We start from the raw sequence: 15,832 nt of genomic DNA, 5'->3' as shown, positions 1-15,832 counted from the left end.
ATATAAACACCACACCGCACGGTGGGTGAATTGCTACCCGTGTCGCGCCCGAACTCTGCGGTATGCACGACCAGCAATCGTCGGCAACCCGGGACCGACTCGGTGACCCGAGCGACGAGTGGCGCGCGTACCAGGGCGCGCCCACCGGGACGGACATCGAGTGCAAGGGGTGGCGACAGGAGGCGGCGCTCCGGATGCTCAACAACAACCTCGACCCCGAGGTGGCCGAGCGCCCCGAGGACCTCGTCGTTTACGGCGGGACCGGCCGCGCCGCCCGCTCGTGGGACGCCTACGACGCGATTCTCACCGAACTCCGCGACCTCGACGACGACGAGACGCTCCTCGTCCAGTCGGGCAAGCCGGTCGGGACGTTCCCGACCCACGAGCGCGCCCCGCGCGTCCTCATCGCCAACTCCAACCTCGTCGGCCGCTGGGACGACTGGGAGCACTTCCACGAACTGGAGGCCGAGGGGAAAATCATGTACGGCCAGATGACCGCCGGGTCGTGGGCGTACATCGGCACGCAGGGCATCATCCAAGGCACCTACGAGACGCTGGCCGAACTCGCCCGCCAGCACTACGACGCCGACCTCCGGGGGAAGCTCGTCGTCACCGGCGGCCTCGGCGGCATGAGCGGCGCACAGCCCCTCGCGGTGACGATGAACCGCGGGGTCTGTATCGCCGCCGAGGTGCAGGCCGACCGCATCGAGCGCCGGGTCGAGACGGACTACCTGATGGAGTTCGCTGACTCGCTGGACGAGGCGCTCGAAAACGCGAAGGCGGCCATCGACGCAGGTGAACCTTACAGCGTGGGCGTCCAGATGAACGCCGCCGACATGCTCGAAGAACTGCTCGCGCGCGACGAGATTCCCGACGTGGTCACCGACCAGACCAGCGCCCACGACGAACTCGAAGGCTACTATCCGAGCGGTTACACCGTCGAGGAAGCCGACCGGCTCCGCGAGGACGACCCCGAGAAGTACGTCGAAGCGAGCCTCGACACGATGGAGCGCCACGTGCAGGCCATCCTCGACTTGCAGGACGCGGGCGCAATCGCCTTCGAGTACGGCAACAACATCCGCGGGCAGGTCCAAGACCACCGCGGGATGACGACCGCGTTCGACTTCCCCGGGTTCGTCCCGGCGTACATCCGCCCGATGTTCTGTCGCGGGCGCGGGCCGTTCCGGTGGGCCGCGCTCTCCGGCGACCCCGCCGACATCCACCGCACCGACGAGGCGATTCGAGAACTGTTCCCCGACCACGAGTCGCTCATGCGCTGGATAGACCTCGCACAGGAGCAGGTGTCGTTTCAGGGACTTCCCTCGCGGGTGTGTTGGCTCGGCTACGCCACCGACGACGACGGACTCACGGAGCGCGCCCGCTTCGCGTTGAAAATCAACGACCTCGTCGCGTCGGGCGAGGTGTCCGCACCGGTCGTCGTCACCCGCGACCACCTCGACGCCGGGTCGGTCGCCAGCCCGTACCGCGAGACCGAGGCGATGCGCGACGGCACCGACGCGGTCGCCGACTGGCCCATCCTGAACGCGCTTCTCAACACCGCCGCGGGCGCGGACATCGTGAGCGTCCACGACGGCGGCGGCGTCGGCATCGGCAACTCGCTGCACACGAACAACCACGTCGTCCTCGACGGCTCCGACCTCGCGGCGAAGAAGGCCCGCGCCGTCTTCACGACTGACCCCGGCATGGGCGTCGTCCGCCACGCCGACGCCGGCTACGAGGACGCGCTCGACGAGGCGACCCGGTCGAACGTCCGAATTCCGATGCGCGACCACGACGCAGCCGAGCGCGCCGGCCGCGCGGCCGAAGATGTCGAATCCGCCGGCCGAGGTGACGAATGACTCTCACTGACGCACCCGCGTGGGAGGGCCCCTCGTCGGACCCGAACGACGAGCAGTTCGGCCACGTCGTCTCCCCGACCGACATCGAGGACGCGGGCGACTTCCGCGCCGTCCTCGTGGGCGAACCCTACGACGGAGCCGTCATCGGCCGGCGCGGTGCCCGCGAGGGCCCCGCCGCGATTCGGCGCGCCCTCGCCGGCGTCAAGACCCACCACTTCGACGAGGGGGCGGTCGCCGGCGTCGCCGACCTCGGTGACCTCCCAATCGAGGCGTACAACGACGGGGACGACCCCGAGAACCACGTCGCGGACGTACAGGCCGTCGTCACTGACGAGGCCGCGGCCGTCTACGAGCGCGGCGCGCTCCCGGTGTTCCTCGGCGGCGACAACTCCCTGACCGTCGGGAACGTCACGCCGCTTCTCGGCGGCGACGACTCGGTCGGGGTCGTGAGCTTCGACGCCCACCTCGACTGCCGAGACCCCGCCGACGGCCCGACGAGCGGGACGCCCTACCGCCAACTGTTCGACGCCGGACTCGACCGCCTCGCCGTCGTCGGCGCGCGACACTTCGAGACTTCGACCGCCTACGCCGACTTCCTGCGCGACTCGGGCGGCACTATCCTCACCGCCGACGAGGTCGGCCGCGGCCCCGTCGAGACGGCCGACTTCGCCCTCGACGCCGTCGCCGCCTGCGACCGCGTCTTCGTCAGCCTCGACGTGGACGTGCTGGACCAGACGGCCGCGCCGGGCGCGAGCGCGCCGACCCCCGGCGGCGTCACCACCCGCGAACTGTTCTCGATGCTCCGCCGCGTCGCGGCCGACCCCCGCGTCGTCGGCTTCGAGGTCGTGGAGTGCGCGCCGCCGCTGGACGACGAAGACGGACGGACCGTCGCCGCGGCCGCCCGTGCAGTCGCCCACTTCCTCGCGGGGGTGACGTCGCGTGACTGACGTAGGTTCCACGGCCGGCCTCACGGTCGTCCACGACGCGGCCGAACTGGTCGTCGGCCCCGACGAGGGAACCGGCGTCGTCGTCCTCGAAGACGCCGCGTTCGCCGCGCTCGACGGCGAAGTCGTCGCCGTCGGGTCGACAGACGAAGTGCTCGCGGACTACCCCGTCGCGGACGCCGACACCGCCGTCGACGCGACCGGCAAGACGGTCCTGCCGGGCTTCGTCGACCCGCACACTCACGCGCTGTTCGCCGGCGACCGCTCCGACGAGTTCGTGGCGAAGTTACGGGGCGCGACCTACGAGGAGATTCTCGCCGACGGCGGCGGCATCCTCCGCACCGTCGATGCGGTCCGCGAGGCCTCCGACGAGGAGTTGGCGGCGAATCTCACCGAGCACCTCGACGCGATGCTCGCCCACGGGACGACCACGGTCGAGGTGAAGACCGGCTACGGCCTCGACACCGAAACCGAACTGCGGATGCTCTCGGCTATCGACGCGGCCGGGTCGGGCCACCCGGTGGACGTGATTCCGACGTTCATGGGCGCGCACGCCGTCCCGCGCGGTGTGGACACCGAGGAGTACACCAAGTCGGTCGTGGCCGACCAACTCCCGGCGGTCGCTGAACAGGACATCGCCGAGTTCTGCGACGTGTTCTGCGAGCGCGGTGTGTTCACCGCCGAGCAGTCCCGTCGGATTCTGGAGGCGGGCCGCGACCACGGCCTCACGCCAAAGATTCACGCCGACGAGTTCGCCGCCATCGGCGGCACCGACGTTGCGGCCGCGGTCGGCGCGGCCAGCGCGGACCACCTGCTCCACACCGACGACGGGGGCCGCGAGACGCTGGTCGAAGCCGGCGTCACACCGGTCATGCTCCCGGGCACGGCGTTCGGCCTCGGTGCCGACTACGCCGACGCCCGCGCTTTCCTCGACGCGGGCCACGAGGTCGCGCTCGCCACCGATTTCAACCCGAACTGCTTCTCCCGAAGCATGGGATTCGTCGCCACGCTCGCCAGCGTCGGCATGCGGATGACGCCGCACGAAGCGATTCGCGGAATCACGAGCGCCGCCGCGGGCGCGCTCGACCGCGACGACGGCACGGGCACGCTCCGCGCCGGCGCTCCCGCCGACGCCGTCGTGCTCGACGTGCCGACCGCGTCGCACCTCTCGTACCGGTTCGACACGAACCCCGTTTCGACCGTGCTGAAATCGGGGGTGGTCGTCTATGAGTGACCGCTCACGCCTCCCCGACTCGGTCGTCCTCGACGGCGAGTCGCTGACGCCGGAGGACGTGGCCGCCGTCTCACGCCACGACGCCCCAGTCGAACTCGCCGCCGAGTCGCGCGAGCGGATGCGCGAGTCGCGCGAGCGCGTCGAGTCCGTCCTCGACTCCGGCGAACCGGTGTACGGCGTCAACACCGGCTTCGGTCACCTCGTCGAGACGCACATCGACCGCGAGGACATCGAGCGCCTCCAGACGAACCTCGTCCGCAGCCACGCCGCCGGCGCGGGCCGCGAACTCACCCGCGAGGAGGTCCGGTCGATGATGGTCAGTCGGGCCAACACGCTCGCCAAGGGCTTTTCGGGCATCCGACCCTCGGTCGTCGACCTGCTCGTCTCGATGCTCAACGAGGGCGTCCAGCCGGTCGTCCGCTCCCGCGGGAGCCTCGGCGCGAGCGGCGACCTCGCGCCCCTCGCGCACATGGCGCTCGTCCTCATCGGGGAGGGCGAAGCCCGCGTCGACGGCGAGCGACTCCCGGGCGACGAAGCCCTGCGAGCAGTCGGCTTGGAGCCGGTGACGCTCGCTTCCAAGGAGGGCCTCGCGCTCATCAACGGGACGCAACTCACCGTCGGTCTCGCCGCGCTGTTCGTCGTCGACGCCGAGCGAACTGTCGAGGCGGCCGACGCCGCTGGCGCGCTCGCGACCGAAGTCACGATGGGTACCACGGCGAACTGCGACCCCGCCATCCACGACGTTCGTCCCCACCCCGGCCAGCAAGAGAGCGCGGCGGCGATTCGCCGCCTCACCGCCGGTTCGACCGTCCTCGAATCGCACAAGGACTGCGAGCGAGTGCAGGACGCCTACTCGATTCGCTGTCTCCCGCAGGTCCACGGCGCGGTCAGAGACGCCGTCTCGCACCTCCGCGAGGCCGTCGAAGTCGAACTCAACAGCGTCACCGACAACCCGCTCGTCTTCCCGGCGGGCGCGGTTGACGAGCGCGCGCCCGGCACCGACGTGGCCGCCGTCGTTTCCGCCGGCAACTTCCACGGCGAACCGCTGGCGCTCCGCCTCGACTACGCCGCGGGCGCGCTGACCGAACTCGCGGCCATCTCCGAGCGCCGGACCGACCGGATGCTCAACCCGGACGTACAGGAGTCGTACCTCCCGCCGTTCCTGACCGAACGCAGCGGGCTCCGGTCGGGTTACATGATTGCGCAGTACACCGCCGCGGCGCTGCTCAACGAGTGTCGGTCGCTCGGTCGCCCCTCCATCGACTCGACGCCCGTCAGCGGCGGGCAGGAAGACCACGTGAGCATGAGCGGCCAGAGCGCCCTCAACGCCCGCACGGTCGCCGAGAACGTCGCGACCATCGTCGGCGTCGAACTCCTCTGTGGGTCGCAAGCCGCGGAGTTCCTCGACGAGGGCCTCGAACTCGGGACCGGTACGGGGGCCGTCCGCGACGCGATTCGGTCCGTGGTTCCGCCGCTCGACGAGGACCGCCGCCTCGACGGCGAACTGGAGACCGCGGCCGACCTCGTCCGGTTCGGCGCGATTCGCGCGGCTCTCGCGGACGCCGACCTCGCCGGCTGAGCGAGCGCGCCGGCAGTTCCCCCGCTGCCGGCTGCTTTCCCTTCCCCTCCCGCTTTCGCCGCCTCAGAGGTCGCCGTTGATGACGTCGGCGACGCGCTGTCGGTCGAACAACCGCTCGTCTTCGGGAATTTCGGGATACGCACCGCCGTCGTACGCCGGCCACGCGCCGAAGCGGTCGGGATAGAGCTGCTTGGCGGTCATCTCCAACTGGAACAGATTGAGAATCGGCCCCTGATACCGGCCGGCCTGCGCGTAGACGCGCTCGTTCTTCACGGCCGAAATCTCGGCTCCGACGGGGTCGTCGCGGAGGCCCGAGCGGATGTCGGGCATACTCGTGTCCGGGTGCATCCCGCCGAGCGTGAGAATCACGTCGGGGTCGGCTTCGAGGAGCGTTTCGAAGTCGACGGTCGACCCGGACTCGACGTCGTCTCCGAACGCGCTGACCGGCTTCAACGGACGGGTGTGGGCGGTCAGGAATCCGGGCGTGCTCAGGTTGTAGGCGTAGATGGACTCCAGGTCGCTCGGGCCGAGAAGCACGGCGGTCGGCCGGTCTTCTTCCGCGGGGAGGTCCGCCGCAATCGTCGCGAGCAGCTCCTCGCGGACCGCCGCGAGCGCCTCGTACTTCGCCTCCGCTTGGAGCACCTGTGCGACCTTGGCGAATATCTCCCAGAGGCCGTAGTATTCGTAGGCGTCGGCCCACTCGGTCGGCGGCGCTTGATGCCGCGCGCTGAAGCTGTTGCCGAACCACGGACTGATGTTCTCCTCGATTTCGTCGAGGTCGGCCTGACTCCAACTGCCGAGCGCGGAGACGCTGGCGGGGTCGGCCAGATGCACGTCGCTGTCGAGTTCGTAGAGCCGCTCTTTCGACGGCTCCCACGACGAGTACAGGCCGGTCCAGTCGAGTTCGACGCCGGGGAGACGCGGCGTGAACTGGTTCCACAGCGCGTCGTAGTAGTCGGGTGCGTGCATCGCGTTGACGGCGTCGCCGTGGCCGAGCGCGAACGCCATCCCCGCGTGGTGAGTCAGCCGCGTGAAGATGCTCTCGGGGACGCCTTCGAACGTCACGTCGCCCATCGGTGCCATCGACACCGTGTACGAACTGCCGTCGGCCGTCGACTCCGCGGTCGAGTCGCTCGTCGCCGTCGCGTCGGCGGTCGCGGTGGTGTCCGTCGCGGCCGCGTCCGTCGCCGTCGCGTCCGACTCGGACGAACCGGTACAGCCGGCGAGCAGTCCGGCGGCGGCGACCGAACCGCCGTAGGTCAAGAACTTCCTGCGCGTTGGTCCGTCGCTGTCTGTCATCGTGCTTTTAGGGCGACCTAATACATATAGACGTACCGATTTAGGCACGCCGAAATTCCGAAACGGATTTATCCGTCTAGGATTGCCCAAACGCATGGATCAGGACCTCACCGACCGGGCGACGCCCACGCGCCGCGCGTGCCTCAAGGGCGGCGGCGCACTGCTCTCGGGCGGTCTGTTAGCCGGCTGTGCCGGGCAGAACGACGCGGAGTCGTCGCCGGACGCGACCGAGACGTCCGCGGCGACGACCACGACCGACGCGGAGACGGCCGCCGACGGCGACGCCGCCGGCTACACGGTGTCGATGTCGCCGGCCGGCGACGTGACGTTCGAGTCGGTCCCGGTGGACGTGATGGTGTACAACCTCGTGTACGCCGACGCCGCGGTCGCTTTCGGCCACGGCGACGCGGTGAACTCCCTCGGCTTCGACAGCGACGCCGGCGGCCGGACGCTCGACGCCTACTACGAGCGCCTCGACGGCGTCTCGTTCGACCGGAGCGACCTCGCGCAGCTCAACTCGGGGTCGGGGAACGTCAACATCGACAAGGAACTCGTCTACGAACTCGACTCTGACCTGCACCTCGTCGACCCGGCGCTCGTGGCCAGCTTCGACGGCTGGGACCAGTCGGACGTCGAGGAGATTCGCGAGCAGGTCGCGCCGTGGTTCGGTAACGCTTACAGTCGCACGCACGCCCAACCGCCCGAGCCGTACGCCGACGACTACGAGTACTACACGCTCTGGGAAATCGTCGAGAACGTCGGGCAGGTGTTCCGGGAGGAAGACCGCTACGCGGCGCTCGAATCGGTCCACAGCGACCTCCTCGACACGATTCGGTCGGACCTCCCGCCCGAGTCGGAGCGCCCGACCGTCGGCGTCGTCATCTACATGGACGAGACGTTCTACCCGACGAAAATCGACGCACCCGGCTTCGCAACCTCGCACATCCGCCCGCTCGGCGTCACCGACGCGTTCGCGGCCGGCGACGTGACGTTCGAGACTTCCTACGACTTCGAGGCGATGCTGGAAATCGACCCCGACGTGCTGCTCCACAGCTACGGTATCGACTCGTACTACGACGTGGCGTCGATTCGCGAGACCCTCGAAAACCACCCCGTCGGGGGCGAACTCAGCGCGGTCCGAAACGACCGCGTCTACCCCTCGGGAACCCCGGTGCAGGGGCCGATTATGAACCTGTTCCAGTTGGAGATGACCGCCAAGCAGCTCTATCCCGACCGCTTCGGCGCGTGGCCGGCGTACGACGGCGGTGCGTATCCCGAGATTCCCGAAGACGAACGGCTGTTCGACCGCGAGCGCGTCGCCGGCATCGTCACCGGCGACTGAGGCGACCGCCTTCGCCGCCGGACGGCGACGGCCGACTCGCTCGTCCTCGTTTGGGGCTTACCAGAGTTGGACCGCCGGCGTGCCGCAGTCGTCGCAGACGATGGCCTCGTTGTCTTTGTAGCTTCCCGTCACGAGGTCGCCGTCGCAGTAGGTGCAGTCTTCTTCGTCGAACGTACCGAGCAGGTGTGCGGATTCGGCCATACACGACGATGCGGCTCCAGTCCCAAGAACATTTCTACGGTTCGATATATCGTAGTCCGTGACACTCCCGAGACCTCCGCGGTTCGGGTTGTTTCGTCGTCCCTCGTCGTCTCTAGATGCCTTTCGTCGCCTCTGGTCGACCCTCGTTGACGACAGTCGCCACTCGTGTGTGGGACGCAGAACGCGCAAAACGGTGGGTCCGGGGCAGTGGTGGTGGGGGACCCGGTGAAGCGGTGGTGATGGGTCGTCCGGAGCGGCGGCGAAGCCGCCCCGGAGGAGCGCGGGGACGCGTCGAGGGGGACGGGGGCGTCCGACGTTAGTAGCCCAGTTGCTCGCGGATGAGGACGACGGTGGTGCGTCCCTCTTCGACTTCCTGCCGGAAGATGAGCTGCTTCGCAATCATCGACTCGACGCCGTAGGCCTCCTTCGCGCGCTCGTTTTCGAGGGGGTACGCGACGGATTCGAGGCGGTCGAGCGCGTCGTCGAGCGTCGGGACGATTTTGTTGATACCGCTGACGATGACGACGTTGCTGGCGGCGAAGGGGTACGCGCCGATGCGGCTCCCCGAGAGGTCCGCGGCGACGAGTTCGCCCGTCTGGGCGATGGCGTTGATGCCGCCGAGGAAGTAGTCGGCGGTCTGGGAGTCGCGGCGGGCGGCCTGTCGCTCCGCGTCGTCGTCGATGCCCCAAATCTGGTCCGGCAGGCTCTCCCAGTCGTGGTCGCCCTCGCTGAGGTAGTCGTCGAACCCGATTTCTTCGAGGGTGGTCGAGTGGCCGTTCATCACGGAGACGCCCGCGGGGATGTGCGACTGCACGGTTTCGAGCGCCTCGTCGGCCGTGTCGACGACGACGACGTCGAACCCGCTCGCTTCGAGGTTCTCGACGGTCGCTTCGACTGTCTCGTCGTCGGGGAGTTGGTCGAGGTCGGCGTCGATGTCGGCGTCGTCTACGTAGTCGGATTTCTGTTGAGACATATGTGAGTGTGGTGGTGGAGTCGGTGGGTGCTCCGACGACAACGTGTAGCGCCTATCGGATGTTAAACGCTCGCTGACGGCGATGTCAGGTGGTTACGGACGTGTCACCGGCCTCGTCGGAGACGGGTTTACGTGTCGCCGCGTTGGCGACTCCGCCACTCTAACCCGAGCGAGTCACAGAGCACCGCCACGTCGAGGTTATCGGCGACGAGCGCGGCGGCGCGGTCGTAGGGGTCGCCCGACGCGCCGGCGTCCGCGTCGGCTTCGGCCGACTCCGACGCCGGCCGGTCGCGCCCGGCCGACTCGTACACGGCGTCCACGAATGCGTTCCGCGGCGAGTCGTTGGCGAACAGGTCGTGGATGTACGTCCCCGCGACGCTCCCGAGCGCCGCGCCGTCGCCCGAAACGGGGGTCGCGCCGCCGACGATGCGGCTGTCGCCCATGTGTATCTCGTAGCCGTCGACGATTCCCGTCGCGCCGGCCAAGGGTCCCGCGCCCTCGAACTCGACGGCGACGGGTTCGACCCGCTTGTCGCGGGAAAAGCGCGTGACTATCGGTAGGAGACCGAGTCCCGCGACCGTCTCGTCGCCTCCCGACCCCTCGATGTCGGCGTTTTCGATACGCTCGCCGAGCAGTTGGTAGCCGCCGCAGATGCCGACGACCGGGCCGTCGAAGCCGGCGAGTTCGTCGTCGAAACCGGCGTCGCGGAGCGCGAGCAGGTCGTCGACCGTGTTCTTGCTTCCGGGGAGAACCACCCCGTCGATGCCGTCGAGCGTCGCATCGAGCGGGAGGTAGGCGACCCGGACGCCCGGCGTCTCGGACAGCGGGCCGAAGTCCGTCGCGTTCGAGATGCGCGGGAGTCGCGGCACGCCGATAGTAACCGCGTGTTCGGCCGCGACGCCGTCGTCGTCGCCGACGGTGGCGCGCTCGCCTGCCGCGGGGAGCGCGAGGCTGTCTTCCTCCGGGAGGCCGGGGTCGTCGTAGGGGAGGACGCCGAGGACGGGCACGCCGGTCCGCTCTTCGATTTCGTCGAGTCCCGGTTCGAGGAGGCTCGGGTCGCCGCGGAACTTCGTGATGACCGCGCCGACGACGCGGTCGCGCACGTCCTCGGGGAGGAGTTCGAGCGTTCCCAGCAGGCTGGCGAAGACGCCGCCGCGCTCGATGTCGGCCGCGAGGAGGATGTCCGCGTCGGCGAAGCGGGCGGTCTCGATGTTCGCCAAATCGCGGTCGTGGAGGTTTATCTCGGCGATGGAGCCGGCCCCCTCGGCGACGACCACGTCCGCGTCGGCCGCTATCCGACGGTGTGATTCGACCGCCGCCTTGCGGGCGTCCTCCCAGTGGGTCGCGTAGTAGTCGCTCGCGGTGTTGAGGCCGGCCGCCCGGCCGTGGACGACCAGTTGCGACGCCCCGTCGCCGTGGGGCTTGAGCAAGACGGGGTTGTGGTCGGTCGTCGGCGCGACCCGCGCGGCCCGGGCCTGCACGTACTGCGAGACGCCGATTTCCCCGAAGCCGTCGCCGTCGGCGGTCGCCACCGCTCGGGCGTTGTTGCTCATGTTCTGCGCCTTGAACGGCGCGACCGACAGGCCGCGGTCGTCGAACAGGCGACAGAGCCCGGCGGCGACGGTGCTTTTGCCCACGTGGCTCGCGGTCCCCGCGACGAGGAGGGTCGGCGTCGTCATCTGCCGGGAGTCAGGGCCGCGCGGTTCAAAGGTGTTCGTTTCGCCGTCGGCTGGGCGCGCCCCCGCCGCGTCCGGGCGGCGCGTTCGACCCCCTCAACGACGTTCCCCGTCATACTGTGGTAGTCACGTCGGCCCTGTGAAATGTTGCCGGAAGTGGTGCGTTTAGTTCACTCGCCCGCCCGGTCTATCATGAATGAAGAAACAGTTACTCGTAACGGACTTCCTCGACCGGGCCCGGACGTACTACGGCGATTACGAGGCGGTCGTCGGCGTCGACGGCGAGCGCTTCACCTACGCGGAGTTCGGTGAGCGGGTGGACAGATTTTCGGCGGCGCTGCAATCCCGCGGCGTCGAGAAAGGCGACCGGGTCGCGGTGCTCGACCCCAATACGCACTACCACCTCGAAGCGGCCTTCGGCGCGATGCAGTGCGGCGCGCTCCACGTCCCGCTGAACTACCGCCTCACGACCGAGGATTACGAGTACCTGCTGTCGGATTCCGGCGCGACCGTGGTGTACGCCGACTACCAGTACGCGGGGAAAATCGAGGCCGTCCGCGACGACGTGCCCGCCGAGGTGTTCGTGACGAACGACCCCGCCGCCGTCGACGGCGACTGGCTCGACTTCGAGGCGTTCCTCGACGGGGCCGACGCCGACGACTACGAGCGCCCCGAGATGTCCGAGGACGAACTCATCACCATCAACTACACCTCGGGGACGACCGGCGACCCGAAAGGCGTCTGCCGCACCCACCGCACCGAGTCGCTCCACGCCCAACTGGTGACGATTCACCACCACATCGCGGACGACGACGTGTACCTGTGGACGCTCCCGATGTTCCACGTCAACGGCTGGGGCCACATCTACGCCGTCACCGGCCGCGGGGCGAAGCACGTCTGCACTCGTGGGGTCGACGCCGAGCAGGTGTTCGACGCCATCACCGAGGAAGACGTGTCCTTTTTCTGCTGCGCGCCGACCGTGCTGTCGATTCTGCGCGAGTACGCCGAGGAACACGACCCGGCGTACGCCGGCGACAACCCGGTTCGCGTGACCGCCGCCGGGAGCGCCGCGCCGAGCGCGACGATTCGCCACACCGAGTCCGAGTTCGGCTGGGAGTTCACCCAACTGTACGGCGCGACCGAGACCGGCCCGCTCATCGCCACCTCGGACGCGAACCGACTCATCCCCGACGAGGGCGGCCTGCGCTTCTCGCTCAAACAGCGGCAGGGCGTCGCCCCCCTCGGGACCGACCTACGCGTCGTCGACGACGATGGAGAACAGGTCCCGCGCGATGACGCCACTATCGGTGAGGTGGTCGTCCGCGGCAATCAGGTGATGGAGAAGTACTGGAACAAGCCCGACGAGACCCACGACGCGTTCAACGACCGCCTCGAAGGCTGGTACCACACCGGCGACCTCGCGGTCATCAACGAAGACGGGATGATAGCGATTCAGGACCGCAAGAAGGACATCATCATCTCCGGCGGCGAGAACATCTCCTCGGTCGAACTGGAGGACGCGCTGTTCGACCACGACGCCGTCGGGGACGTGGCGGTCATCCCCGCGCCGTCAGAGAAATGGGGCGAGACGCCCAAGGCGTTCGTCGTCCCCGCGAACGGCGACGTGGAGAACCCCGGCGTCACCGCCGAGGAACTGACCGAGTACACCCGCGACCGCCTCGCCGGCTACAAGGCCATCCGCGAGTTCGAGTTCGTCGCGGAGATTCCCAAGACGGCGACCGGCAAGATTCAGAAGTACGAACTCCGCAAGCGCGAGTGGGACGACGAAGAGCGGATGGTCGGGCAGGGATAACTGCTGACGGCGACTCTGCGATTCGACGACCCGACGCCCGTCTCGTCCCATCGCCGTCTCCTCCGGCGGTCCGGCCGCTTCGCCCGCAAGATTATTGCCTCTCTGCATATCTCGTCTCTAACATGTTTCCCCCGAGTGCTGGGGGCACCTCCGTCGGCGCGATTCTCTACGTCGCGGCCGACGGCGTTGTCTCCGGTCCGGTCGTCTCGACGCTCCGGGACGCCTTCGAGCGCCCGGTCGAGCGCGCCGAGAGCGCCGCGGCCGCGCGCTCGGCACTCGCTGAGCGCACCGTCTCCTGTCTCGTCGCCGCCGCCGACCTCCCCGACGGTCTCGACCTCGACGCGCTCGTCACCGCCGCCGCCGACGCTCGCGTCGGGCCTCCGGTGGTCGTCTACGCCGCCGCCGGCGACGAGGCGCTCGCCGCCCGCGCCGTCTCGCTCGGTGTCGACGACTACCTGGTCCGCGACGAGACCGACGACTCTCACGCGGCCCTCGTCGAGTCGGTCCGGGGGGTCTTAGGCCGGGACGCCGACGACCGCCCCATCGAGACGCGGAGCTACCGCGTCATCGTCGAGGCGATGGAAGACGGCGCGTTCGTCCTCGACGAGGACTGCCGCGTCGAGTACGTGAATCCCCGAATCGAGGCGATAACGGGGCGCGCGTCCGAGGCGCTCCGAGGCGAGCGGTTCGAGTCGCTCGTCGACGCCGGACTGTTCCCCGCCGACGAGTACGAGCGCTACCGCGACGCCGTCTCGCGAGTCCTCTCGGAGGGCGTCACCGAACGCCTCGACATTCGATTCGTCGACGCCGACGGCGTCTCGCGGCTGTTCGAACTCTCCCTTTCGCCGGCGGGCGACGGCGAGGCGGTGACCGGCGTCGTCGGCATCCCGCGGGACGTGACCGACCGCGAGGTCGCCACCACCCAGCGGGGCGAACTGCTCGAACGCATGACTGACGCCTTCTTCGCGCTCGACACCGACTGGCGGTTCGTCTACCTCAACGACCGCGCGCGAGACATCTTCAGCGAGGTCAGAGAGCCCGAACTCGGCGAGCGAATCTGGGACCTCGTTCCGTCGCCCGACAGCGCCGAACTGTACGAGAAGTACCACGAGGCGATGCGGACCCAGGAGTCGGTGACGTTCGAGACGTACTCCGAGCCGTACGACGGCTGGTTCGAAGTCCGCGCGTACCCCTCGCCGTCGGGGCTGTCGGTCTACTTCCGCGACGTGACGACGCGGAAGCGCTACTTGCAGGCCCTCGAATCGACCAACCAGCGCCTCGAAACGGTGTTGCAGAACCTCCCGGTTATCCTCTCGGCGTTCGACGCCGAGGGCGTGTTCACCATGTCCGAAGGGGCCGGACTGGAGTCGCTCGGCCGCGAGCCCGGCGAGGTCGTCGGTCGCTCCGCGTTCGACCTCTACGACGACACACCCGCGGCCACCGACGCCATCGCCCGCGGCCTGTCGGGCGAGGCGGTCGACACCCGAATCGAGTACCGCGGCGCGGTGTACGACGCGTGGTACCGGCCCGTCTTCGACGACGACGGCGAGGTGTCGAGGCTCCTCGGCGTCGCCATCGACGTCACAAACCGCGCGCGACTCGAAGACGGCCTCCGGACCCTGCAAGCGGTCACGCAGGACCTCATCCTCACCGAGAGCGTCGAGGAGGTCGCGGCGCTCGCGGTCGATATCGTCCCCGAACTCGTGCCCGACGCCGCGGCCGCCGTCTGGCTCGCCGACGACCGCGGTGCCCTGTCGCCGGCCGCCTCGACCGCGGAGCAGTTCGACCCGGAGACGCCAATCGAGACCGCCCCCGGCGGCTTCGAGTCCGACGCCGTTAGCCGGGTCGACGCGGCCGACGTCGACGACCGGCTTCTCCCCCCCGAGTCGGACGGGAAGTCGGTCCTGCGCGTCCCGCTCGGGGGCCACGGCCTGCTCATCGTTTCGACCGACGACGACGGCGCGTTCCTCGACGTCGACGAGGACCTGCTCGAACTCCTCGGTTCGACGGTCACCTCCGCGCTCTCGGGGACCGTCCGCGAACAGGAGCTTCGGAACCGCGAGGCCGACCTCGCGGCGGCCAACGAGCGGCTCGACGACTTCGTCTCCATCGTCGCCCACGACCTCCGTAACCCGCTCGCGGTCGCCACCGGCTACCTCGACCTCGGGATGGAGTCGGGCGAGCGGGCGCACCTCGAACGCGCCGCCAACGCGGTCGACCGGATGTCCGAACTCGTCGAGGAGGTGCTCGACCTCGCCCGCCAGCGGACGCCCGTCGTCGACGCTAAACCCGTCGACCTCGCGCGCGTTGTCGACCACGCGTGGCGCTTCGTCGACACCGGTGACGCGACGCTTGTCCGCGAGGAACTGTTCGTCGTCGAGGGCGACGACGGCCGCCTGCTCAGGCTCTTCGAGAACCTGTTTCGAAACTCGGTCGAGCACGGCTCGACGGGCGGTCGGTCTTCATCCGACGACGCCGTAGAACACGGTTCCACAGGCAGTCGGGAGTCTCCCGACCACGCCGTGGAACACCCCGAGCAGCCCGACGACCCGCTCGCCGTCCGCGTCGGCGCGCTCGATGACCGCGCCGGCTTCTACGTCGCGGACAACGGCGTCGGCGTCCCCGAGACGCGCCGCGAGCAGGTCTTCGACCACGGCTACACCACGATGCCGCAGGGCACCGGCTACGGTCTCGCAATCGTCCGCGACATCGCCGACGCCCACGGCTGGTCCGTCTCGCTCACCGAGTCGGCTGAGGGCGGCGCGCGGTTCGAGTTCGTGACGCGGTCGGCGGACCGAACGACGACCGATTCGGCGGGCTCCGACTGACGTACGCGCGACTCGTCGCCGGGGGCGCGGACCGCGGACCCCGTGGCGACTGTGCCGAGTCACGGCGCTCTCGGCTCGGCCGGA

At 69.2% G+C, this 15,832-nt stretch carries 11 protein-coding genes; 7 read left to right on the top strand and 4 right to left on the bottom strand.

What is annotated here, in order from left to right; translation table 11 throughout:
- Positions 1 to 62 precede the first annotated feature (62 nt).
- The 4 genes from hutU to hutH are packed head-to-tail and all read left to right on the top strand — an operon-like array spanning position 63 to position 5,616.
- Positions 63 to 1,859 (top strand): urocanate hydratase, encoded by a 1,797-nt coding sequence (hutU, locus tag ACSR87_RS17175; protein WP_498531433.1) that lies wholly within the window; start codon positions 63 to 65, stop codon positions 1,857 to 1,859.
- Positions 1,856 to 2,806, top strand: a complete 951-nt coding sequence (gene hutG / locus ACSR87_RS17170) for a formimidoylglutamase (protein ID WP_498531432.1) — start codon at positions 1,856 to 1,858, stop codon at positions 2,804 to 2,806. The genes hutU and hutG overlap by 4 nt, the downstream gene beginning before the upstream one ends.
- Complete coding sequence (hutI, locus tag ACSR87_RS17165; RefSeq protein ID WP_498531431.1) at positions 2,799 to 4,037, top strand: imidazolonepropionase; 1,239 nt, start codon at positions 2,799 to 2,801, stop codon at positions 4,035 to 4,037. The genes hutG and hutI overlap by 8 nt, the downstream gene beginning before the upstream one ends.
- On the top strand, positions 4,030 to 5,616 hold the full coding sequence (gene hutH / locus ACSR87_RS17160; RefSeq protein WP_498531430.1) for a histidine ammonia-lyase: 1,587 nt from the start codon (positions 4,030 to 4,032) through the stop codon (positions 5,614 to 5,616). Before hutI ends, hutH begins: the two co-directional genes overlap by 8 nt.
- 63 nt (positions 5,617 to 5,679) lie before the next feature.
- Here the strand turns inward: hutH and ACSR87_RS17155 are convergent, their stop codons facing one another.
- Positions 5,680 to 6,915, bottom strand: coding sequence for an ABC transporter substrate-binding protein (locus ACSR87_RS17155; RefSeq protein WP_498531429.1), 1,236 nt, complete (start codon positions 6,913 to 6,915; stop codon positions 5,680 to 5,682).
- A 94-nt stretch (positions 6,916 to 7,009) separates the two neighbouring features.
- Between ACSR87_RS17155 and ACSR87_RS17150 the strand changes: the two genes are divergently transcribed.
- A complete protein-coding gene (locus tag ACSR87_RS17150; protein ID WP_498531428.1) occupies positions 7,010 to 8,257 on the top strand; it encodes an ABC transporter substrate-binding protein in 1,248 nt (415 codons plus the stop codon).
- A 57-nt stretch (positions 8,258 to 8,314) separates the two neighbouring features.
- On the opposite strand, the gene ACSR87_RS17145 is transcribed toward ACSR87_RS17150, so the two are convergent.
- The 3 genes from ACSR87_RS17145 to ACSR87_RS17135 all read right to left on the bottom strand — a co-directional run bounded on the left by ACSR87_RS17145 (position 8,315) and on the right by ACSR87_RS17135 (position 11,110).
- On the bottom strand, positions 8,315 to 8,458 hold the full coding sequence (locus ACSR87_RS17145; protein ID WP_008572224.1) for an HVO_A0556 family zinc finger protein: 144 nt from the start codon (positions 8,456 to 8,458) through the stop codon (positions 8,315 to 8,317).
- 316 nt (positions 8,459 to 8,774) lie between these two features.
- On the bottom strand, positions 8,775 to 9,431 hold the full coding sequence (locus ACSR87_RS17140; protein ID WP_498531427.1) for a lactate utilization protein: 657 nt from the start codon (positions 9,429 to 9,431) through the stop codon (positions 8,775 to 8,777).
- Between the two features lie 128 nt (positions 9,432 to 9,559).
- Positions 9,560 to 11,110 (bottom strand): cobyric acid synthase, encoded by a 1,551-nt coding sequence (locus tag ACSR87_RS17135; protein WP_498531426.1) that lies wholly within the window; start codon positions 11,108 to 11,110, stop codon positions 9,560 to 9,562.
- A 193-nt stretch (positions 11,111 to 11,303) separates the two neighbouring features.
- On the opposite strand from ACSR87_RS17135, the gene ACSR87_RS17130 reads away from it, so the two are divergent.
- Both ACSR87_RS17130 and ACSR87_RS17125 read left to right on the top strand, forming a co-directional pair.
- Entirely contained in the window at positions 11,304 to 12,920 is a 1,617-nt protein-coding gene (locus ACSR87_RS17130) for a long-chain-fatty-acid--CoA ligase (RefSeq protein ID WP_498531425.1), read from the top strand.
- A 122-nt stretch (positions 12,921 to 13,042) separates the two neighbouring features.
- Positions 13,043 to 15,748 carry a PAS domain-containing sensor histidine kinase gene (locus ACSR87_RS17125; RefSeq protein WP_498531424.1) on the top strand — a complete coding sequence of 902 codons (2,706 nt, stop codon included), beginning with the start codon at positions 13,043 to 13,045 and terminating at the stop codon, positions 15,746 to 15,748.
- Positions 15,749 to 15,832 lie beyond the last annotated feature (84 nt).

It is taken from the genome of Haloferax sp. SDI50 (genome assembly GCF_059802635.1).
The sequence above is the reverse complement of the archived record's forward strand: the minus strand, read 5'-3'. Positions and strand labels throughout refer to the sequence as shown.

What these genes read in the sequence shown, in the direction of transcription:
- ACSR87_RS17140 (WP_498531427.1), bottom strand. Translation starts at nt 9,431, where the DNA reads ATGTCTCAACAGAAATCCGACTACGTAGACGACGCCGACATCGACGCC.
- ACSR87_RS17145 (WP_008572224.1), bottom strand. Translation starts at nt 8,458, where the DNA reads ATGGCCGAATCCGCACACCTGCTCGGTACGTTCGACGAAGAAGACTGC.
- ACSR87_RS17155 (WP_498531429.1), bottom strand. Translation starts at nt 6,915, where the DNA reads ATGACAGACAGCGACGGACCAACGCGCAGGAAGTTCTTGACCTACGGC.
- hutG (WP_498531432.1), top strand. Translation starts at nt 1,856, where the DNA reads ATGACTCTCACTGACGCACCCGCGTGGGAGGGCCCCTCGTCGGACCCG.
- ACSR87_RS17130 (WP_498531425.1), top strand. Translation starts at nt 11,304, where the DNA reads ATGAAGAAACAGTTACTCGTAACGGACTTCCTCGACCGGGCCCGGACG.
- ACSR87_RS17135 (WP_498531426.1), bottom strand. Translation starts at nt 11,110, where the DNA reads ATGACGACGCCGACCCTCCTCGTCGCGGGGACCGCGAGCCACGTGGGC.
- ACSR87_RS17150 (WP_498531428.1), top strand. Translation starts at nt 7,010, where the DNA reads ATGGATCAGGACCTCACCGACCGGGCGACGCCCACGCGCCGCGCGTGC.
- ACSR87_RS17125 (WP_498531424.1), top strand. Translation starts at nt 13,043, where the DNA reads ATGTTTCCCCCGAGTGCTGGGGGCACCTCCGTCGGCGCGATTCTCTAC.
- hutH (WP_498531430.1), top strand. Translation starts at nt 4,030, where the DNA reads ATGAGTGACCGCTCACGCCTCCCCGACTCGGTCGTCCTCGACGGCGAG.
- hutU (WP_498531433.1), top strand. Translation starts at nt 63, where the DNA reads ATGCACGACCAGCAATCGTCGGCAACCCGGGACCGACTCGGTGACCCG.